The 21,316-nt window shown below is 70.9% G+C and carries 13 protein-coding genes; 5 read left to right on the forward strand and 8 right to left on the reverse strand.

The window, feature by feature from the left end:
- Positions 1 to 68: 68 nt before the first annotated feature.
- Positions 69 to 902 carry a class I SAM-dependent methyltransferase gene (locus JW613_RS08295; RefSeq protein ID WP_209210059.1) on the reverse strand — a complete coding sequence of 278 codons (834 nt, stop codon included), beginning with the start codon at positions 900 to 902 and terminating at the stop codon, positions 69 to 71.
- Between the two features lie 222 nt (positions 903 to 1,124).
- Between JW613_RS08295 and JW613_RS08300 the strand changes: the two genes are divergently transcribed.
- Entirely contained in the window at positions 1,125 to 1,622 is a 498-nt protein-coding gene (locus JW613_RS08300; protein ID WP_209210060.1) for a DUF2867 domain-containing protein, read from the forward strand.
- 182 nt (positions 1,623 to 1,804) lie between these two features.
- Here the strand turns inward: JW613_RS08300 and aceA are convergent, their stop codons facing one another.
- From aceA to JW613_RS08335, 7 genes are all read right to left on the reverse strand, one after another.
- Complete coding sequence (gene aceA, locus JW613_RS08305) at positions 1,805 to 3,088, reverse strand: isocitrate lyase (protein WP_209210061.1); 1,284 nt, start codon at positions 3,086 to 3,088, stop codon at positions 1,805 to 1,807.
- A gap of 10 nt (positions 3,089 to 3,098) precedes the next feature.
- On the reverse strand, positions 3,099 to 6,479 hold the full coding sequence (locus JW613_RS08310) for a type I polyketide synthase (protein ID WP_209210062.1): 3,381 nt from the start codon (positions 6,477 to 6,479) through the stop codon (positions 3,099 to 3,101).
- Positions 6,480 to 6,492: 13 nt separating this feature from the next.
- Entirely contained in the window at positions 6,493 to 12,366 is a 5,874-nt protein-coding gene (locus tag JW613_RS08315; protein ID WP_209210063.1) for a type I polyketide synthase, read from the reverse strand.
- A gap of 28 nt (positions 12,367 to 12,394) precedes the next feature.
- Positions 12,395 to 13,273, reverse strand: a complete 879-nt coding sequence (locus tag JW613_RS08320) for a DUF5995 family protein (RefSeq protein ID WP_209210064.1) — start codon at positions 13,271 to 13,273, stop codon at positions 12,395 to 12,397.
- A 160-nt stretch (positions 13,274 to 13,433) separates the two neighbouring features.
- Positions 13,434 to 14,450, reverse strand: coding sequence for a 3-oxoacyl-ACP synthase III family protein (locus tag JW613_RS08325; protein WP_209210065.1), 1,017 nt, complete (start codon positions 14,448 to 14,450; stop codon positions 13,434 to 13,436).
- Between the two features lie 73 nt (positions 14,451 to 14,523).
- Positions 14,524 to 16,149: an AMP-binding protein gene (locus JW613_RS08330; protein ID WP_209210066.1), complete on the reverse strand. Its 1,626-nt coding sequence runs from the start codon at positions 16,147 to 16,149 to the stop codon at positions 14,524 to 14,526.
- Between the two features lie 53 nt (positions 16,150 to 16,202).
- A complete protein-coding gene (locus JW613_RS08335) occupies positions 16,203 to 17,210 on the reverse strand; it encodes an acyl-CoA desaturase (RefSeq protein WP_209210067.1) in 1,008 nt (335 codons plus the stop codon).
- Between the two features lie 569 nt (positions 17,211 to 17,779).
- Here JW613_RS08335 and JW613_RS08340 point away from each other — a divergent pair.
- The 4 genes from JW613_RS08340 to JW613_RS08355 all read left to right on the forward strand — a co-directional run bounded on the left by JW613_RS08340 (position 17,780) and on the right by JW613_RS08355 (position 21,297).
- Entirely contained in the window at positions 17,780 to 18,031 is a 252-nt protein-coding gene (locus JW613_RS08340; protein WP_099885898.1) for an acyl carrier protein, read from the forward strand.
- Positions 18,028 to 18,894: an SAM-dependent methyltransferase gene (locus tag JW613_RS08345; protein WP_209210068.1), complete on the forward strand. Its 867-nt coding sequence runs from the start codon at positions 18,028 to 18,030 to the stop codon at positions 18,892 to 18,894. The genes JW613_RS08340 and JW613_RS08345 overlap by 4 nt, the downstream gene beginning before the upstream one ends.
- 70 nt (positions 18,895 to 18,964) lie before the next feature.
- Complete coding sequence (locus tag JW613_RS08350; RefSeq protein WP_209210069.1) at positions 18,965 to 20,290, forward strand: NAD(P)/FAD-dependent oxidoreductase; 1,326 nt, start codon at positions 18,965 to 18,967, stop codon at positions 20,288 to 20,290.
- Positions 20,287 to 21,297 carry an SDR family oxidoreductase gene (locus JW613_RS08355; RefSeq protein ID WP_209210070.1) on the forward strand — a complete coding sequence of 337 codons (1,011 nt, stop codon included), beginning with the start codon at positions 20,287 to 20,289 and terminating at the stop codon, positions 21,295 to 21,297. The genes JW613_RS08350 and JW613_RS08355 overlap by 4 nt, the downstream gene beginning before the upstream one ends.
- The last annotated feature ends 19 nt before the right edge of the window (positions 21,298 to 21,316 follow it).

Consider the following 21,316-nt stretch of genomic DNA (forward strand, 5'->3'; position numbering starts at 1 on the left):
TGGGAAGCGGCCGGCGGAGTCGGGCGCGGGGTGGGCGGGGTCGGCAGGGGCGGGCAGCGGCAGGCACATCAGTTCCGGAGGCGGAGCACAGCGCCCCAGGGCGCGCGGCCCGGCCGCCTCGGGTCGGGCTCGGGCAGCAGGGCCAGCAGCCGCATGAGTGGGGAGAGGCGCTTCCAGCGCGCCGCGGCGGACAGCTGGGTGGAGACGGACTCGACCCTCCAGCCGCCCCGTTCGAAGAAGGCGACGCCGTCGGACGGACCGAAGGTGACCGGGGCGTTGTTCTTGCGGCTCGCCTTGTCCGACAGCTTCACCACGGCCGGGCTGACGACATCCGTGATCCACCAGCGCGCCCCGTGGGAGCGCAGTTGCGACGTCAGCTCCCGGACCTGGGCGTGCTCCAGATACAGCAGCAGCCCTTCCGTGATGACCAGCGTCCGGCCGGGCAGCCCGAGCGTTCGGGCGAGGAACGCGCCGCGCGCGTCGGTGTCGGCCAGGTCGACCGGTACGCGCTCCAGCCGGCACCGCGGGGTCTCCGAGGCGAGCGCCTTGTCCTTCTCCTCGATGAGCGGGGGCAGATCCACCTCGATCCATTCCAGGTCCGGCGGAAGGTCCAGCCGGTACGGTCTGGCGTCCAGCCCGGCGGCGAGGTTGACCACCCGGGTACAGCCCTCGTCGAGACACGCCGCGATCAGCTCGTCGATCAGCTTCGTCCGGGCGATGAAGAACCAGCCGTTGCCGAAGGAGCGCTTGGCCTCCTCCGCGATGATCCGGCCGCGTTCACCGGCCAGCCCGGCGGCGAACGGGTCACGGAAGAGGGCGTCGGGCCGGGCGGACTCCCGCGCCCGATACTCGGCCACCCAGCGCGCGGTGTCCGAGACGTTGTGCATCACCGATTTCACCATGGGTTCTCCCAAACGCCGCGGGGACGGGCGGCTGAAATGTGTGGGGCTGCCGCGACCGGCGGCAGCGGTGGGTGTGTGGGTCGGGCAGTCTTCGGCTGTCGCGGTCGCGGGAGCCGGTGTCGCGGGGGAGGGTGCGGGTAGACTCCCCAAACTCCGAAGTCTCCTGCTTTTTGGTGACTTGCGCTGTTCCGTCCACTGCCGAAGTCGAAGGAGCCCCTGTTCATGACCGTTCCGCAAGCACGACGGGTCGACGTGCCGAAAGTCCTTCTGGACAGCAAGGAGTTCACGGACGCGCACTACATGTCGGCCTACGAGGTGCCGGCCCCCGACGCCCGGTCCGTGACACCCGAACAGTGGGGCCGGGCGACCTTCGAAGGCGCTCCCGCCCCGGTCCGCGGCTTCCTGGGGATGGGCTGGACCCAGGTGCTCAGGCTGCGGTTGGGGCCCAGGTCCTCGCGTGAGCACATCCTGGGCTGGCACCTGTCCGGGCCGGTCTCCACGCAGGACGACGACTTCGACTCGCTCGTACTCGAAGGCCACTCCGGGCTCGTGGCCACCTACAACATCGTGATGGTCAAGAGCGCCGCCGTCGTATGGGCCACCGCGGTGCACTTCCGCAAGCCGGCCGGCCGCGTGGTGTGGCGTATGGCCCAGCCGGTCCACCAGCTCACCGTGCCCACCCTGCTCAAGCGTGCCGGCAGGTCCCTCTCCCTCGGCTGACGCGTGGGTGTGCCCGGCCGGCCCGGTGCGCCCGGCCGGGCTCCCGACCCCGGCCGTGTGCGCGGGCGCGCCGACGGCCGGAGCGGCGGGTCCCGCACTGCGCCCCGCTCGTGGCGGAACCCGCCTGGTCCGTCCTGGAGCCGTGCGCTCCGGCCGGACGAGCGGTACCGGCCGGAGCGCCTCTAGTGGAACTGCTCCTCCTCGGTGGAGCCGGTCAGAGCGGTGGTGGCGGAGGCCGGATTGAGGGCACTGGCGACGGCGTCGAAGTAGCCGGTGCCCACCTCGCGCTGGTGCTTGACGGCGGTGAAGCCCTGCTGCTGGGCGGCGAACTCCTTCTCCTGCAGGTCGACGTAGGCCGTCATGCCGTGTTCGGCGTAGCCGCGGGCGAGGTCGAACATGCCGTGGTTGAGGGAGTGGAATCCGGCCAGGGTGATGAACTGGAAGCGGTAGCCCATGGCCGCCAGCTCGCGCTGGAACTTGGCGATCTGGTCGTCGTCCAGTGCCGCCTTCCAGTTGAAGGAGGGCGAGCAGTTGTAGGCGAGCAACTGGTCGGGGTGGTGGGCCTGGACGGCCTCGGCGAACTCGCGGGCCTGTGCCAGATCGGGGGTGCCGGTCTCCATCCACAGCAGGTCCGCGTACGGCGCGTAGGCGAGACCGCGGGCAATGGCCGCCTCCATGCCGTTGCGAACCCGGTAGAAGCCCTCGCCGGTACGCTCGCCGGTGCAAAAACGCGCGTCGCGTTCATCGACGTCGCTGGTGAGCAAGGTGGCGGCCAGCGCGTCGGTGCGGGCGACGACGAGGGTGGGCACGTCGGCGATGTCGGCGGCCAGCCGGGCCGCGTTGAGGGTGCGGATGTGCTGGGACGTGGGCACGAGGACCTTTCCGCCCAGGTGCCCGCACTTCTTCTCGGAGGCGAGCTGGTCCTCGTAGTGGATGCCGGCCGCCCCGGCGGCGATCAGCGCCTTGGTGAGTTCGAACGCGTTGAGGGGTCCGCCGAACCCCGCCTCGGCGTCGGCGACGATGGGCACCAGCCAGTCGGTGGACCCGTCCGTGCCCTCGGCGGTGGCGATCTGATCGGCGCGCAGCAGCGCGTTGTTGATGCGGCGCACCACCTGCGGCACCGAGTTGGCGGGGTAGAGGCTCTGGTCGGGGTAGGTGTGCCCGGCCAGATTGGCGTCGGCCGCGACCTGCCACCCCGACAGATAGACGGCCTGCAGGCCCGCCTTGACCTGCTGGACGGCCTGCCCGCCGGTCATAGCTCCCAGCGCGTGGATGTAGTCGCGCTCGTGGAGCTGCCGCCACAGTCGCTCGGCACCGCGCCGTGCGAGCGTGTGCTCCTCCCGCACACTCCCGGAGAGTCGCACCACGTCCTCGGCACTGTAGGTCCGTGCCACGTCCTTCCACCGCGGTTCCGTCGCCCACCGTCGACCGAGCCGCTGTGCCGTTGCCGTTCCTGTCTGCGTCATGGCCTTCCCGTCATCGGTGTTCCGGGCCCGCGGCCCGGGTGCTGTCGTTGTCGTCCGAGAGGCGTGCGAACCAGTCGCCGAGCACCCGCGCGGCCAGCGGTGCCTTGCTCTCCAGGACCGAGAAGTGGTCGGCCGGCAACGACTCGGCGAAGTCCGCCGCCTTCCACGTGGGATCGATGGGGGCGTTGAGTTCCGCGTCCGGGTCCGTGGCGCGTACGGCCAGCGTCGGTGCCTCGATGCCGCGTGGCGCCCACTCCTCGTACAGCCGCAGATAGGCGCCCATCGCCATCAGGTTGTCGTCGTTGACGACCAGGCCCGTTGGGTCGCGGTGCAGGATCTCGCTCATCGCCCAGACGAACAGCGCCTCACGTTCCTCGGCCTTGTCGATGTCGTAGGTGTCGATCATGACGACGCCTTCGACCCGGTGACCCGTGCTCTCCAGCTGCTCGGTGATCGCCTGGGCGACCAGTCCGCCGACCGAGTGGCCGACCAGCGCCAAGGGCCGGCCGGCCGCCGCCTGCAGCGCCGACCGCGCCATCGCCTCGACCGCCACCTGCCACGAGGCCGGCAGCGGCTGCGACTTCCCGAACCCCGGCAGCACCAGCGCGGAGACCGGCAGCCGTGGCGTGAACTCCGAGGCCAGCAGGGCGAACTGGTGCGGCCCGGAGCCGGCCAGGAACGACGGTACGCACACCACCGCGGGGTCCGCCGCCCCGTCCGCGACCAGCACCGAACCCGCCGCCTCACCCAGCTCCGCGACCGTGCTGAAGGACGGCCGGAACCGGGAGGCTCCCGTGATCACCGGCACGGCGTCGGAGATGGTGCCCTCGATGTGCGCGCGGCGCAGCAGCGTGGTGAAGGCCCCCGACCTGCGATCGGGCTCGTCCTCGGAGCGGGGTGCGGGCGCGGCGGGCTTCGAGTCCGTCTCCGTGAACCAGTACCGCTGCCGCTGGAAGGCGTACGTGGGCAACTCCACGCGCGGCGTGTCCCGACCCGCGTACAGGACCGACCACTCGACACGGACACCGCCCACGTTGGCCTCGGCCAGCGTCCGCCAGAACCCGTCGGCCTCCTCGACCCCTTCGGCGAGGGGCGGGGTGACGTGCACCTCGTCCGGCTCGCAGTCGGTCGAGGCGAGCGCCGCGGTGACCGTACCGCTGAGCGACGGCTGCGGACTGATCTCGACAAAGGCCCGGAACCCCTGCGCCACCCGCTCGCCGACGGCAGCCTTCAGCGGCTCGTCACCGCCGCCGTCGCCCTCCGGAACACGGCCGGTCACCGCGCGGGCCGCCTCCGCCAGGGAGCGGCTTCCGTCGATCACCGACGCCGCCGGCTCGCCGCCGGGTTCCGCCAGTACGGCCTCCGGCTGCACACCGAACGCCCGCCACAGTGCGGCCAGCGACACCTGGACCGCGAACAGGACCGGCGCGAAGACTTCCGGCCGGTCGAGTGCGGGGGCCTGGGCGGGGTCGGTCACCGCTTCGAGGAGGTTCCAGTCGGTGTGCGGCGCCAGGGCTTCGGCACACCGCTCCAGCTGTTCGACGAAGGCCGGTGCCGAACCGGCCGACCGCAGAAGGCCGCGCACCGACTCCAGGGACTGCGCCCGAGGAGCGGGAACCACGAACGCGATCCTGCCGGGCCGCACCCGGGCCGGCGGCACCACATGGGGGCTCGGTTGTTTGGTGGTGAGGTGGGTGAGGGCGGTGGTGAGTTGGGTGTGGTTGTGGCCGATGAGGGTGGTGCGGTGGGGGTGTTGGGTGCGGGTGGTGAGGGTGTGGGCGATGTGGGTGGGGTGGTGGTGGGGGTTTTGGGTGAGCCAGTGGTGGAGGCGTTGGGCTTGTGCGGTCAGGGCGGTGGGTGTTTTGGCGGAGAGGGGCCAGACGATGGGGGTGTCGGTCTCGGTCTCGGTTTCGGTCTCGGGCTCGGTGCTGGTGCTGGTGCTGGCGCGGAGGGTTGTGCTGGTGCGGGTGGCGCTGCTCGTTGCGGCGGTGTTGGTGTTGTCGTGGGTGTCGTTGGGTGGTTCTTGGAGGATGAGGTGGGCGTTGGTGCCGCTGGCGCCGAAGCTGGAGATGGCGGCGCGGCGGGGTCGGTGGGGTGTGGGGTGCCAGGGTTGGGGTGTGGTGAGGAGGGTGAGGGGGGTGTTGTTCCAGTTGATTTTGGGGGTGGGTTGGGTGATGTGGAGGGTTGTGGGGAGGGTGTGGTGGTGGAGGGCGGTGATCATTTTGATGGTGCCGGCGATGCCGGCGGCGGCTTGGGTGTGGCCGATGTTGGATTTGAGGGAGCCGAGGTGGAGGGGTTGGTGGGTGGGGCGGTGGGGGGCGTAGGTGTTGTGGAGTGCTTGGGCTTCGATGGGGTCGCCGAGGGTGGTGGCGGTGCCGTGGGCTTCGATGGCGTCGATGTCGTGGGGGGTGAGGTGGGCGTTTTTGAGGGCTTGGGTGATGGTGCGTTGTTGTGCTGGGCCGTTGGGGGCGGTCATGCCGTTGCTGGCGCCGTCTTGGTTGATGGCGCTGCCGGGGATGAGGGCGTGGATGTGGTGGCCGTTGTGTTGGGCGTCGCTGAGGCGTTCGAGGAGGAGGATGGCGAGGCCGTCGGAGAAGCCGGTGCCGTCGGCGGTGGTGTCGAAGCTGCGGCAGCGTCCGTCGGGGGACAGGGCGCGTTGGCGGGAGAATTCGATGAAGACGGTGGGGGTGGCCATGACGGTGACGCCTGCGGCGATGGCGAGGGTGCTTTCGCCCTGGCGTAGGGATTGGATGGCCAGGTGGGTGGCGACCAGGGAGGAGGAGCAGGCGGTGTCCACCGTCAGCGCGGGTCCCTGGAACCCGAACGTATACGCCACCCGACCCGATACGAAGCTGCCGAGGGTCCCCAGCCCCCAGCGTCCTGCGACCTGCTCGGAGTTGGCGCGCGTGAGATAGGAGTAGTCCTGGAACATGGTGCCCGCGAAGACGCCTGTCCGGCTGCCGCGCATGCTCTCGGGGTCGATGTGGGCGTTCTCGAACGCCTCCCACACACCCTCCAGCAGCAACCGCTGCTGCGGATCCATCGCCAGCGCGTCCCGTCGGCTGATCCCGAAGAAGCGCGGATCGAACTCCGTCGCGGTCGACAGGAAGCCGCCCGAGCGCACGTAACTCGTCCCCGGATGGCTCGGGTCCGGGTGGTAGACCGCGTCGATGTCCCAGCCCCGGTCGGTGGGGAAGCCGGATATCGCATCCCGGCCCTCGGCCACCAACTGCCACAACTCCTCCGGCGAGTTCACCCCGCCCGGAAGGCGGCAGGCCATCCCCACCACCGCGATCGGCTCCCGGCTCCGCTCCTCCCGGTGACGTAGCCGGGCGTTCTCCTTCATCGCCGAGCGCAGCGCGGTCAGGACGTCGTCGTTGTCAACAGCCATCGAGGGTCCAATCTCACGAGTCGTCTCGGTTGTCGCTCAGCGCCAGTCGGACGAGATCTTCGGCGTCCAGGTCATCGACTCCGGCGGCCGGATCGAAGGCGTCCTCGGGGCCGTCCGGATCGGTACCGTCCTGCGCGGCGGGAGTCAGGGAGCCGAACAGCTCCCGCAGTACGACCGAGGCCACCGCCCGTGGCGTGGGGTGGTCGAAGATCACCGTCGCCGGCAGGTGCAGGCCCGCCATCGTGTTGAGGCGGTTGCGCAGCTGCACCGCACCGAGTGAGTCCAGACCGATGTCCTTGAGGGGCCGGTCGGGGGGAACCGCGTCCGCGCCCGGGTACCGCAGCACTGCGGCGACCTCGCCCCGCACCAGGCGCAGCACCTCGTTCTCCCGGTCGCTCGGGGACAGCCCGGCCAGCGTCTCGACGGTGGCCGCCGAGGTGGCGGCCTGCTGGGTCGACGCCGTGCGGACCAGGCCGTGCAGCACCGGTGGGGCCATCCCGGCGGCGGCCTGTGCGCGCACCGCGGCCAGATCGAGGCGGGCGGCCAGCACGACGGGGTCGGGAGAGTCGAGGGTCGCGTCCAGCAGGTGGAGCCCTTCCTCGGCGGACAGGGCGATCACTCCGCTGTCGGCCAGGCGCGAGGTGTCGCTCTCGGCTAGGTGCCCGGTCATGTCGCCGGGCTGCTCCCACAGCCCCCAGGCGATCGATGTCGCGGGCCGCCCCGCCGCTCGCCGGGCCTGGGCGAGCGCGTCGAGGAAGGCGTTGGCCGCGGCGTAGTTGCCCTGTCCGGGGCCGCCGAGCACGCCCGCCAGCGAGGAGAACAGGACGAAGGCCCCGAGCCGGTTCTCGGCTGTCAACTCGTGCAGATGCCAGGCGGAGTCGGCCTTGGCCCGCAGCACCCGGTCGAGTGCGTCGTCGGTCAGCGAGGTGATCAGGCTGTCCTCGAGGACGCCGGCCGCGTGGACGACCGCGCCCAGCGGGTGCTCGTCGGGTACCGAGGCGAGCAGCGTGGCCACCGCTGCCCGGTCGGAGACGTCGCACTCGGCGACCCGGACGTGCACCCCGAGCCCGGTCAGCTCCTCGACAAGGGCCGGCGCTCCCTGAGCGGACATGCCCCGACGACTGGCCAGCAGCAGATTCCGTACGCCGTGCCCGGTGGCCAGATGTCGGGCGACCAGCGCGCCCAGGCCGCCGGTGCCGCCGGTGACCAGCACCGTGGTCCGCGGGTCGAACACGGCCTCCGCACCCTGGGCACGCCGACGGGCGACTCGGGGAACCAGCAGCGCGCCGTCGCGGAGTGCCACTTGGGGCTCGTCCGCTGCCAGCGCCGCACCCAGCCGCGCCATGTCGGCTTCGGCACCGAGGTCGACCAGGGCGAAGGTGTCCGGATGCTCCGCCTGGGCGCTGCGTACCAGCCCCCACACCGCCGCCGAGGCGGGGTCCGGCTCCTCGTCGGGCAGCGCGGCCACCGCGCCTCGGGTGAGCAGGGCCAGCCGGGTGCGCGGCGAGCGGTCGGCCGCCAGCCACTCCCGCAGCAGGGACAGCACCCGGTGCGTCGTCGTACGTGCGGCCTCCGCGGCCGGCAGCCCCTCGGGCGTTTCGACGGGTACGAGGAGCCACACAGGCGGCTCGGTGTCCGCCCCTTCGGCCTCCTCCCCGGGTGTCGGCAGCGCGGTGAGGTCGGGGCAGGAGCGGATCGGTGTGTCACCGACGGTCGGCCCGGTGGGACCGAGTATCGCCATCCGGTCCGTTGCCACCGGGTCGGCGGGCGGGGCCGCCGGTGTCCAGTCCACCGCGAACAGACAGTCGGCAGCGGCGGGACGGGCACCTGCCAGCTTCGCGGGTGAGACGGGACGGGCCGTCACCGAGTCGACGGTGACCACGGTCCGCCCGTCCTGGTCCCAGCCGGTCATGCGCAGGGTGTCGGGTCCGAGCGGGGTGAGACGCACCCGTAGGGCCCGAGTCGTCCGTTCACTCCGGTGCAGCCGGACGCCGGACCACGCGAAGGGCAGCAGTGCCGTGGCGGACTCCTTCTCGTGCCACTCGGCGAAGGCGGCGTGGAAAGCGGCGTCCAGCAGTGCCGGGTGGAGCAGATGACGGGGGTCCACCTCGTTGCCGCCGTCGTCGAGCTGCACGTCCGCGTGGATGTCGTCACCGAGCCGCCATGCCGCGCGCAGCCCTCGGAAGGTACGGCCGTATCCCATGCCCCGCTCGGCAAGCCGGTCGTAGAGGCCGTCCAGCGCGAGCGGGACGGCTCCTGCCGGCGGGCCGTCCTGCGGCTCGGACGGGTCGGCTTCCTGCGGCGGCCGGGAGGGTCCGGTCGTCGGATCGCCTCCCCGGACGGCGGCCCGTGGGCCCAGCACTCCGGAGGCGTGCTGGGTCCAGCCACCGGCACCGTCCTCGGCGTGCACGGTGAAGGCCGCCCGCCCCTCGGCGTCGGGCTCCTGCACATGGAGCTGGAGCCCCACCGCCTCGTCGCGCAGCAGAAGCGGCGCCTCCAGGGTGAGTTCCTCGACCGCGGCGCCGCCGAGCCGGTCACCCGCGCTCGCGACGAGCTCCACGACCGCCGTCCCCGGGACGACGACCTCCTCGAAGACCGTGTGGTCGGCCAGCCAGGGCAGTTCTTCCGGCGAGACCCGGCCGGTGAACAGCCGGCCCTTTCCACCGGCCAGCGGCAGCTGACCGGCCAGCAGCGGATGGCGTGCCGACTTCATACCGGCGGCCCGGGGGCCGTCGCCGTCACCGCCGCTGCCCACCCAGAACCGCTGCCGGGTGAAGGCGTAGCCGGGCAGCTCGACTCGCCGGGTGGGGCGCCCGGCCGACGACGCCGACCAGTCGACCGGCACACCGGCTTCCCAGGCCTCGCCCGCGGAGGTCAGGAAGTCCTCCAGCCGGCCGTGGTCCCGGGTGAGCGAACCGGCGATCACCGGGTCGCCGCCGAGCGGCTCCAGCGACTGGGTGAGCGCCGTCGTCAGTACGGTGTGCGGGCTCACCTCGATGAAGACCCCGTAGCCCTGACCGGCCATCGCGCGCACGGTCTCCTCGAACAGCACCGGATTGCGCAGATTCGAGTACCAGTACTCGGCGTCGAGCGCGGTGGTGTCCAGCTCCTCGGCCGCGACCGTGGAGTGGAACGCCACGGAGGCGGTACGCGGACGCACCGGCCCCAGTACGGCACGCAACCGGTCCCGCAGCGACTCGATGTGCGGCGAGTGCGAGGCGTAGTCGACGGGAATCCGCCGCACCCAGACGTCCTCGGCGACGCAGTCTTCGTGGAACGCGTCCAGCGCCGCACTGTCGCCCGAGACCAGGACCGAGGTGGGGCTGTTGACCGCCGCGACGGACAGGCCCGGAGCCGCCGCGAGCATGGCGTGCACCTCGGCCACCGGGCGCGCCACCGACAGCATTCCGCCCGTGCCGCCGAGCGTGGCGATCTCCCGGCTGCGCAGCGCGACGACACGGGCCGCGTCCTCCAGACTCAGTGCTCCCGCGACGCAGGCCGCGGCGATCTCTCCTTGCGAGTGCCCGACGACCGCGTCGGGCTCGACCCCGTAGGAACGCCACAGCGCGGCCAGCGACACCATCACGGCGAACAGCGCGGGCTGCACCACATCGACCCGGTCGAGTGCGGGGGCCTGGGCCGGGTCGGTCACCGCATCGAGGAGGTCCCAGTCGGTGTGCGGCGCCAGGGCTTCGGCGCACCGCTCCAACTGCTCCGCGAACACCGGGGAGGCCTCCAGCAATCCGGCGGCCATACCGGGCCACTGCGAGCCCTGACCGGGAAAGACGAACGCCACACGGCCCGGTCGGCTGCGCGCCGGGCGGGGAGAGATCTGGTCCGGTTGTTTGGTGGTGAGGTGGGTGAGGGCGGTGGTGAGTTGGGTGTGGTTGTGGCCGATGAGGGCGGTGCGGTGGGGGTGTTGGGTGCGGGTGGTGAGGGTGTGGGCGATGTGGGTGGGGTGGTGGTGGGGGTTTTGGGTGAGCCAGTGGTGGAGGCGTTGGGCTTGTGCGGTCAGGGCGGTGGGTGTTTTGGCGGAGAGGGGCCAGACGATGGGGGTGTCGGAGCCGATGCCGTCGTCCCTGTCCCCTGCGGCGGGGACGGCATCGGCGCCGTTGGTGTTGGTGTTGGGTGGTTCTTGGAGGATGAGGTGGGCGTTGGTGCCGCTGGCGCCGAAGCTGGAGATGGCGGCGCGGCGGGGTCGGTGGGGTGTGGGGTGCCAGGGTTGGGGTGTGGTGAGGAGGGTGAGGGGGGTGTTGTTCCAGTTGATTTTGGGGGTGGGTTGGGTGATGTGGAGGGTTGTGGGGAGGGTGTGGTGGTGGAGGGCGGTGATCATTTTGATGGTGCCGGCGATGCCGGCGGCGGCTTGGGTGTGGCCGATGTTGGATTTGAGGGAGCCGAGGTGGAGGGGTTGGTGGGTGGGGCGGTGGGGGGCGTAGGTGTTGTGGAGTGCTTGGGCTTCGATGGGGTCGCCGAGGGTGGTGGCGGTGCCGTGGGCTTCGATGGCGTCGATGTCGTGGGGGGTGAGGTGGGCGTTTTTGAGGGCTTGGGTGATGGTGCGTTGTTGTGCTGGGCCGTTGGGGGCGGTCATGCCGTTGCTGGCGCCGTCTTGGTTGATGGCGCTGCCGGGGATGAGGGCGTGGATGTGGTGGCCGTTGTGTTGGGCGTCGCTGAGGCGTTCGAGGAGGAGGATGGCGAGGCCGTCGGAGAAGCCGGTGCCGTCGGCGGTGGTGTCGAAGCTGCGGCAGCGTCCGTCGGGGGACAGGGCGCGTTGGCGGGAGAATTCGATGAAGACGGTGGGGGTGGCCATGACGGTGACGCCTGCGGCGATGGCGAGGGTGCTTTCGCCCTGGCGTAGGGATTGGATGGCCAGGTGGGTGGCGACCAGGGAGGAGGAGCAGGCGGTGTCCACCGTCAGCGCGGGTCCCTGGAACCCGAACGTATACGCCACCCGACCGGACGCCACCGCGCTCAGCGTGCCCAGCCCCCAGTAGCCCTGCAGGTTTGTGCGGTCGGCATGGGCCAGATAGGCGTAGTCGGTGCCGGTCACCCCGGCGAAGACGCCTGTCCGGCTGCCGCGCATGCTCTCGGGGTCGATGTGGGCGTTCTCGAACGCCTCCCACACACCCTCCAGCAGCAACCGCTGCTGCGGATCCATCGCCAGCGCCTCGCGTGGGCTGATCCCGAAGAAGTCGGCGTCGAAGTCGGCCACGTCCGGTATGAAGCCGCCGCCTTGGGTGGAGGTGGTGCCGGGGTGGTCGGGATCGGGGTGGTACAGCTCCTCCACGTTCCAGCCCCGGTCGGTGGGGAAGCCGGATATCGCATCCCGGCCCTCGGCCACCAACTGCCACAACTCCTCCGGCGAGTTCACCCCGCCCGGGAGGCGGCAGGCCATCCCGACCACCGCGATGGGATCGTCCTCGGCGCGCGGCGGGACCGCACCCGCGCGGGCCCGTCCCTTGCTCCGGGTCTGCTCCGCGTCGGTGGCCCGGCTGCCCGCCGCCCCGCCGTCCGCCGCCCCATGGTCCGTGGCCGCGTCACCCGTGGCCGCGTCACCCGTGGTCCCGTCCCCGGCGGCGTCGGCGACTGTGGGCAGACCGAGCCGGGAGAGCAGGTAGTCGGCCACCGCATGGGGGGTCGGCTGGTCGAAGAGCATCGTCAGCGGCAGTTCGACGCCGTACAACCGGCCGAGCTGCTGGGTCAGTTCGACGGCCGCCAGCGAGTTGTAGCCGTAGTCCAGGTACGGCCGGGACGGATCGATGTCGGTCGGTTCCTGGCCGAGGAGCGCCGCCGTCTCCGCCAGCACGACGTCCAACACGACGCGGAGCCGGTCATGGGCAGATGTCCGTGCTGCCTGTTCGGCGTGCGGAGTGCTCGGTTGCTCACCCACTGACTTGTCACCCTTTCGAGAGCCGGCACTACGCGGTGGCCACCGTGAGTGCGACGTCCGTAGTGCGCCACACCAGCGCGATCTCGGCCTGGACGATCGGCCTGACCGGAGGAATCTGCAGCGCGAGGCCGTTGACGAAGACGATCGTGTACATCACGGGGCCGGTCGTCGCCACGAGCGACCAGACGCCGCTCAGATCCACCCCGTACGCCTCCTTCGTCGCCTTCACCACGAGGCTGTTGTGCTTCAGGAGGGCGCCGGTCACCGTCGCGTAGTCGGGGGCGTGCCGCAGCTCGGTGTCCACGGTCGCGAGCGTGTGACCGATGTCGACGGTGAGGTGGGCGTTGTAGCCCGCCATGGCCACCCGCGCCGGTGGTGTGTCGCAGCGGTGCGCCAGGTCGTAGTACCGCTTCCAGTGCGGCGGGGTGGGCCGCCCGAGGAACTCGTCGTGCACGGTCGCCAGGTACCGCCGCAGCAGTTCCGGCGTGAAGGCGTGCCCGAACGCCGGGTCGTGGAACGTCGTCCCGCGCAGCAGAGGCTGCATGACGGTGCGCTCCATGGCGTCGAGGCCGACGGCGAACAGTCCGCGCCGGTCCTGGTGGCGTACCAGGATCGCGGTGATCCGCCGGGTCCGGGTGACCTGTTGGTCGAAGCGGTCCAGCGGGTCGTCACCGGTCAGGGTGGAGGTGTCGGACAGGGCGACGACCGACCGTACCTCCGAGGCCGACAGCGGGGTGCCGCATGCCGTCGAGACCGAAGGGGGCGGGTCCGCTTCCGACGTACCGGCGGCCGCGACCGGGGCCGTCGGCACCACCACCATGGCGAGGGCGGTGCCGATGAGCATGCCGCGCAGCGCGGATCGCCGAGGTCGGCGTGCTGGGCGCTCACCGGTCGTCGTCGCTTGCATCTGTTTCTCCGTCACGTTCGTGCCGCGACCAGGTGCGGGTCGCCACGCCATTGCTGAGTCGAGGTCCTGCCCGAAGGCCGGACACCAGGGGAACGGTGAACTGGGGAGCGGGGGAACGGGGGCCGGGAGTCGGTCCGGGGCGGATGAGGAGCGGGGCTGATCAGAAGCGGAGGGCGGCGGCTGCGGCGAAGTCACCCGCATGCGCGAACCCGGCGGTCACCACCAGGTCGCCCGGCTCGATGCGGCCGTCGGTCAGCGCCCGGTGCAGCGTCACGGGCGCGGCGGCCCCGTAGAGGTTGCCGTACAGGTCGTAGGTGTCCAGATGACGTTCGGGCGGGATGCCCAGCGCAGTGCGCCAGTTGCGCAGGAAGATCCGGTTCGGCTGGTTGGTGATGAGTACGTCGATGTCCTCGACGGCGAAGCCGTGCTCCTGGGCGAGTTCTCGGACCAGTTCGGGCACGATGCGGTTGCCGAGGTCCAGGGTCTCCTTGGTCTTCGCCGCGTCGAACTGCACGTCCAGGACGCCAGAGCCGCTCTCCCAGTAGTGCCGGCCGTCCTCGGTCGCCATGCCGACGTCCCGCGCCGTGGCGGGGGTGTTGCGCGTGCGCACCCCCAGCAGCCGGGAGGAGGCATCGGCGGTGAGGTAGGCGACGCCGCATCCGTCGCCGGCCACCACGCTGTGCTGCTTGAAGCGGTTCCCCGGTTGGGCGAAGATCTGCCCGGCCGTGTTCTGCACATTGGCGATCAGCGCGCCACGGGCTCCGTGCGCGGCCATCAGTCCCGCGGCGATCTTCAGCATGTAGGGGAAGGACGCGCATCCCCCGTTGTGCAGGTCGATGATCGACTCGGGTGCGATGCCCAGCCGGTCGGCCGTATCGGCCCCGCATCCGGTGAACAGGTCGTCGGGCAGCAGCACATTGGTGAGCAGCAGGTCCACCTCGGCCGCCGGGTCCACCCCGAGCCGTTCGAACATCGGCAGCGCGGCACGTTCGATCAGCTCCGCGGCCCGGTCTCCCGGCTTGACGTGGTGCCGCCACCGCGGAGGACGCAACAGCGGGCCGTTGTCCATCGGACTCAGTTCGAGACCGGCCGCCAGATACGTCTCCACACCGATCGGCTCGTGCGGGAGATGGCTGCCGGTGCCCGCGATGCCGACGGCAGAGGGCAAGACAGTCATGTGTCGCGTCCTTCCTGTGGTGACTCGGGCGGGGCGGTGCGCGGTGCACGGGCGCGCCTGACGCGCCCGTGTCTCAGGCCAGGGCCACCCGTGCCACCGGTTCCAGCAGTTCGTCCTGGAGCAGCGACCGGCAGCGGAAGCGCTGGATCTTTCCGCTCGGTGTCTTGGGCAGCGTGCCGCGCGGCAGGAACAGGCACTCGGCGAGTGCGACTCCGGCCCGGTCCATGGCCAGCGACGCCGCCTCCTCGGCGAGGGGACGGAAGTCGCGCGGCTTTCCCATCGCCTCGGCCAGCAGCACCAACTGCGCGCCGCCCGAGCCCCCCGCCTCGACCACGGCCGCGCAGCCCTTGCGGATATGGGTCAGGGAGTCGACGGCCGATTCGATCTCCGAGGCGTACACCTTCCGGCCGCCGACCGAGAGCATGTCGTCGAGCCGGCCCGTCACATACAGCTCGCCCTCGTGCAGGAAGCCGAGGTCACCGGTGTGCAACCGGCCGTCCCGGAAGCGCTCGGCGGTCCGCTCCGGGTCCCGGTGGTAGCCGGAGGCCAGACTCGGCGAGGAGACCTCGATCTCGGCGACCTGTCCGGCCTCTCCCGCGTGCACCGACACGCCCGGCAGGGCGACACCGTTGGACACCAGCCGGGAGGCCCTGGGGTGCTCGGGCTCCACCTCGACCGCCGAGCCGTCCACGAGGGCGAGCCGGTCGAAGGACAGCAGCCGGGGCTTGTCCTGCCAGGGCTTGCCCGTCACGGCCAGGGTGGCCTCCGCCATGCCGTACGCCGGCTGGAACGCGGTGTCGGACAGGCCGAAGGGCCGGAACTTCTCGGTGGCCGCCGTCAGGGTGTCCCCGTCGATGCGTTCCGCGCCGATGACGGCCGCACGCAGCCGCAACTGCCGGGGCAGCGAACCCTTGCCCTGCGCACGGGTGGCCAGATGCACGGCCGTACTGGTGCCCGCGGTCATCGTCGCCTCGTACTCCGACATGTCACGGAACCAGCTGCGCGGCGCCATGCCGAACCGCTCGGGCGTCGAGAGGACGAGGTCGAAGTCGTACGCCCACGAGTACAGCAGGCAGCCGAACATGCCCATGTCGTGGGAGAGGGGGAGCCAGGAGACGACGGTGTCCGCCCCGGGGCGCCCACCCGTCAGCTGCAGGATGATCTCCAGTTGCCGCTCGACCGAACCGGTCGTCAGGGCACACCCCTTGGGCGTGCTGGTGCTGCCCGAGGAGTACTGGATGAACGCCAGCTCGTCGCGGCCGGGCGGGGAGGGGGTCACCGATCCGCTGCCGTGCAGCGTCGCCCAGCCGCGGATCGGCACCTGCGCCGCCAACTCCCCCGGGACGAGGGGGACCAGCTCGTCGTCCAGCAGGAGCAGCGTGGGCTCCAGCCGGGCCGACAGGGCGACCAGCTGCTCACCGTAGGCCTGCGCGCTCTGGCCGCGGGTGGGCAGCGGCAAGGAGGCCACCGCCCCGCCCGCCAGCCAGATCCCGAGCAGCCCCCGCACGGTGTCGGGGGTGTTGGTCAGGACGCAGGCGACCCGGGTGCCGGACCGTACGCCCAGTTCCCGGAGCCGGGCAGCCATGCCGTGTGCGTCCCGGGCCACCTCGCGCCAGGGCAGGTGCTCGAACTCGTCGCCGGTCCACGCGTGGAGCACCCCACGCGAGGACCCGTTGGTGAGGGCGTTGAAGAAATCCATCGAACCCCTTGTCTCGTCGCCCGGTCTTCCCGTCACCGCACCCCGGTGGGTGGCTACTCCACGTCCACCAGCGAGGTGTCGGAGTCGCGGGAGCGCTCCGCCATGGGAGCCAGCTTCTGCTGGCCCGCCAGCAGCTGACGGCGGTCGAGAGCTGCGCCGTCCACCCGGCTGATGCCGGCCTCCCTCAGGGTCAGCCGTTCGCTGTCGATCCGGATGACCTTCCACGCCAGGCGGGTCTTCTCCAGGCACCAGATGAGAATGGCGCTCAGGTCGACCTCGTACCACTTCATGCCGTGCCGGGCCGAGCGCGGGAAGGCGTGGTGGTTGTTGTGCCAGGCCTCCCCGAAGGACGGCAGCGACAGCCAGGCCACGTTGCGCGACTCGTCGGTGGTCTCGAAGCGACGGCGCCCGAAGTAGTGGCCGATCGAGTTCACCGCGTACGTCATGTGGTTGATCAGGAAGATGCGTACCAGTCCGCCCCAGACCACGCCGGTGAGCGCGGCGTACAGCGAACCGCCGGTGATCGCGAAGGCGAGGATTCCCGGCAGCAGCACCCCGGCGGTGACCACCAGCAGCAGATGCTCGCTGAGCCAGCGCAGCGGCTTCTCCCGCACCAGGTCGGGGCAGTAGCGCATGGGCTCGGAGGTCAGCTTGACGTCGAAGAGCCACCCGAGGTGGGAGTGCCACAGTCCGGCCATGGCGCCCTTGAAGCCGGGCGGGAAGTCGAGGTGGGGGCTGTGCGGGTCGCCCGTCTTGTCGGCCACCCGGTGGTGCTTGCGGTGGTGCGCGGCCCAGATGAGCGGCGGTCCCTGCCCGGCCATGGCGCCGGCGGTCGCCAGAGCGACCCGGACGGGCCGGTACGTCTCGAAGGAGCGGTGCGTGAGCATGCGGTGGTAGCCGGTCGAGATACCGAAGCCGGAGATCACATACATGATCACCAGCACCACGACGTCCGACCAGTAGAAGACCTTGTTCCACAACAGGGCCATCGCGCCGAAGACCGCGATGAGCGGGATCACCGACGCTCCGAGCATGAACCAGCGATGTTCTCGGCCGTCCATGGGGCTGTCATCTCCCAGAAGTTGGCTGACTGCTTGGAGTCGTGCTGCCACCGGGCCGGTGCGCGCGGCGCGGGCAGGAGCGGATGGACGCGGGCAGGATCGGATGGAAAGACGCGATCGTGGCGGCGAGGCGGTCCGGCGAGGGTCGGCCGGGCCGCGGGCCGGACCGTCGCGGTCGGTCGTGCGGGACAAGCTAAACATCCCCACCGGCGTCCCGTCAGCCGGAATCCGGCGTACGGCATTGCCCTTTGGAGCAATGCCCCAAAGGGCAATGGCCGCTGCCGCCACCGGTCTCGTAGCGTGAAGGCCTTCCGTACGCCGCAGGCGGCCGGAATGCCTCTGGGCACCTGTGCCGGTACTGCCTGGGGCTGTCTCACGCCTGGCGCGGAGAAGTAGCTGCGTGGAGCGTGAAAGTACATGAATGACGAGTTTCCGCGCGACGTACAGGCGCGGCACGAAAAGCGTGCGACGCGTATTCGCGAGAAGCATCCGAGAAACGGTCAGGCCGGTGCGAACAGATCACGCGTGCACCGTCCGGCACCGGGCACGTCCTCATGGGAAGGCATCCGTTGATTACTGCTGAAGAGATCTGCGAACGCATCGCCAAGAAGCTCGGCAGCAAGGCGTCGACGATGACGCTGAACGCCGACACCACCTTCGAGTCGGTGGGCCTGTCCAGTCTGCAGATCGCCGATATCGTCTACGGTATCGAGGACGATCTGGAGATCACGTTCGACGAGAGCCAGGCGGCCGGCGTCAAGACGGTGGGCGATCTGGTGAAGCTCGCCGAACAGGCCGCCTCGGACACCTCCGCAGCGTGACCACCGCCGCCTACCAGGGGGCCACGGCGGAGTCCATCCGGCACCACTACGACGTGTCGAACGACTTCTTCGCCCTGTGGCTGGACGCGGACCTCACCTACACCTGCGCGCTGTGGGAGGGCGACGAGACGCTGGAGAGCGCACAGCGGCGCAAGCTCGACTATCTGGTCCACCAGGCCCGTGCCGCGGGCGCCCGGCGGGTCCTGGACGTCGGATGCGGCTGGGGGAGCCTGCTCGCACGCCTCGTCGAGCAGCACGGTGTCGAGCACGCGGTGGGCCTCACCCTCAGCGACAGCCAGGCGGAGCTGCTGCGGGCCCGCGAGCTGCCCCGCACCGAAGTGCGGGTGGAGAACTGGCTGGAACACGAACCCGAGGGCACCTACGACGCGGTCATCTCCATCGGGGCCTTCGAGCACTTCGCACGCACCGGGCTGACCCGGTCCGAACGGGTGGCCGCCTATCGGGAGTTCTTCACACGCTGCCGGGACTGGCTCCCCAGCGGCGGCAGACTCGCGTTGCAGACCAACATCAAGGGCAACAACGTGCGGATGGACCGGCAGACCGTGCGCGATCTGCTGTTCATCATCGAGACCATCTTCCCGGAATCGGAGATTCCCGCCCTGTCGGAAGTCGTCGAGGCGAGCGAGAAGCACTTCGACGTCGTGACGCTCCGCAACGACCCGGATCACTACAGCCGGACCTGTGCGGAATGGCTGCGGCGGCTGCGCAACAACCGGACGGCCGCCGTCGAGAGCGCCGGAGAGCGTGTCGTCGCCGATTACGAACGCTATTTGGGCGCGACCGTCGGCCACTTCGACAACCGTCACCTGGGGCTGTCGCGTATCACCTTCGAAGCCACCTGACTTTCCCTCTCGCTTTCCCTCTCGAAGCCGGCTGATTTCGGCACAACCATGGCCTGTCGAGGAGCGCTCATTGGACGCGTACAAGCACGTGGTCTACTGGCACGACACCGAGCGGGTGACACCCCGTCCCCCGCTTCGGGGAAACGCCGACTGCGACGTCTGCGTCGTCGGCGGCGGCTTCACCGGCCTGTGGTCCGCGTATTTCCTCAAGGAAGCCGAACCGGCCCTCGACATCCGCGTCGTCGACGCCCGCCACTCCGGGTACGGGGCCTCCGGCCGCGCCGACGGCTTCGTCACCCCCACCATCGGCAAGGACATCCGGGCGCTGGTCGAACGGTTCGGACCGCAGCGCGCGCTGGAGGCGTCACGGGCGGTCGGCAGGTCCATCCTGGAGATCGGCAGGTTCACCCGGCGCAACCGTATCGACGCCGGGTACGAGGCCAACGACTACCTCATGGTCGCCACCAGCCCGGCACAGCTCAGACGCTTGGAGGACGACCGGGCCCTCGCCGAGCGGATGGGCGCGGCACAGCCCGGCATCCTGCCCTCGGACGCCACCCGGGCCCTGGTGGACTCGCCCGCCCTGCTGGGCGGCCTGCGCACCGGGGGCGCCCTCGTCAATCCGTTCAGACTGGCCCGGGGCATCGCGAGGGTGGCAGAGGAGAAGGGCGTGACCCTCTACGACGACTCGCCGTGCCTGCGCGTGGAACCCGGGGTGCGGCCCACCGTCGTCACCGCAGGCGGTCGGGTGAAGGCCGACAAGGTCATCCTCGCCACCAACGTCCACATGGACGCCTTTCCCCCCTTCCGCCGCAAGGTGGTACCTGTCTGGACGTACGCCATGGTCAGCGAGCCGCTGACCGACGCCCAGCTGGCCCGGGTCGGGTGGGAGGGGCGTGAAGGCCTGGTCGAGGCCAAGTCCCTGCTCACCTGCGCCCGGCTCACCCAGGACAACCGCGTCCTGTTCGCCGGAGGGCCGGCCCCGTACTACTTCGGCCGGGACAAACGACAGCGGAACATGAACCGCGCCGCTGTCTACCGCGCGATCCACCGGGAGTTCCTGCGCTTCTTCCCCCAGTGGCAGGACGTGCGCTTCACCTACGCCTACGGGGGAGTGGCCGATGTGGTGCGCGACTTCGCCCCGCACTTCGGCACCCTGGCCGGCGGCTCCGTGCTGTACGGATACGGCTACTGCGGCAACGGGATCGCGGCCACCCACACCGGGGGCAAGGTGCTGCGTGATCTGACGCTCGGCAAGGAGACCGACTACGCGCGGCTGCTCTTCGTCGACGGCGCCGATCGCAGGCCACCCGCCTCGTTCCCGCCCGAGCCGGCGCTGTTCGCCGGGGTACGCGCCGCGACGCGGCTGATGGACTGGAAGGACGCACGGGCATGAGCCGTCCCCGCACAGTGCTGCTGACCGGGGCGTCCGGTGTCGTCGGCCGCGCCGTACTGCGCGAGCAGCACCCCGACCGGCTGCGGATCATCCCGGCCGCCCGCAGCGCGCCGGTGCCCGAGGCGGCCGAACCGGTGCTGCGCTGCGATCTGACCCGCGAACGCCTCGGGCTGGACCCGGACAGCTACCGGGCCCTCGCGGCCGAGGTGGATGTCGTCATCCACTCCGCCGGGCTGACGGAGTGGGGGTTGCCGGCCGAGCGCTACCGTCCCGTCAACGTCGACGGCACCCGGCAGGTGATCGACTTCGCCGCGCAGGCGGGGGCGACGGTGCACTTCATGAGCACCGAATTCGTCGCCGCCCTGCTCCCCGGCGCGCCCGCACAGCTGCGGTCGGAGAACATCTGCCGCAACTACATCGACTCCAAACGGCAGGCGGAGGAGCTGCTGCGGGTAAGCGGCCTGCCGCACACCGTCTTCCGGCCGACCAACCTCATCGGCGACGCCGCCACCGGATGGACCTCCCGGGGGCAGATCGTCCAGCAGATGTCCGACTGGCTGCTGCGCGGCCGGGCCCCCTTCGTACCCGTCCACCCCGGCATCCGGATGGACTTCGTGGCTCAGGACCTGCTGGCCAAAGCCGTCGTGCGGGCAGTCGAACTCGGCGACGACGAGGGCGCCTTCTGGGTCTCCTACGGGCCCGAGGCGATGGATGTCGAAGGTTGTCTGCGCGTCCTGGCCAAACACGCGGCGGCCGTGGGCCGGACGTTCACTCCGCCACCGCTGGTGGACGCGGACACGCTCGACCCGGACGAGATCGACCGGCGTGACCCCATGACCCGCGCCTATCTGTCCGTGCTGCGCGACGTGGGAGAGGTCACCCGGTGCAGCGGCGGCGTCCTGCCCACCTCCATGCCGATGCTGCGCAGCCGCTACGGCATCCCCGTGGTCGACGACACCGCGGCCTACGCGACCAGCCTCGCCTACGCCGCCGAACACCTCGGCTGAACCCCATGGAAGGACACTG

This window comes from Streptomyces smyrnaeus, from assembly GCF_017676345.1.
Taxonomy (GTDB): domain Bacteria; phylum Actinomycetota; class Actinomycetes; order Streptomycetales; family Streptomycetaceae; genus Streptomyces; species Streptomyces smyrnaeus.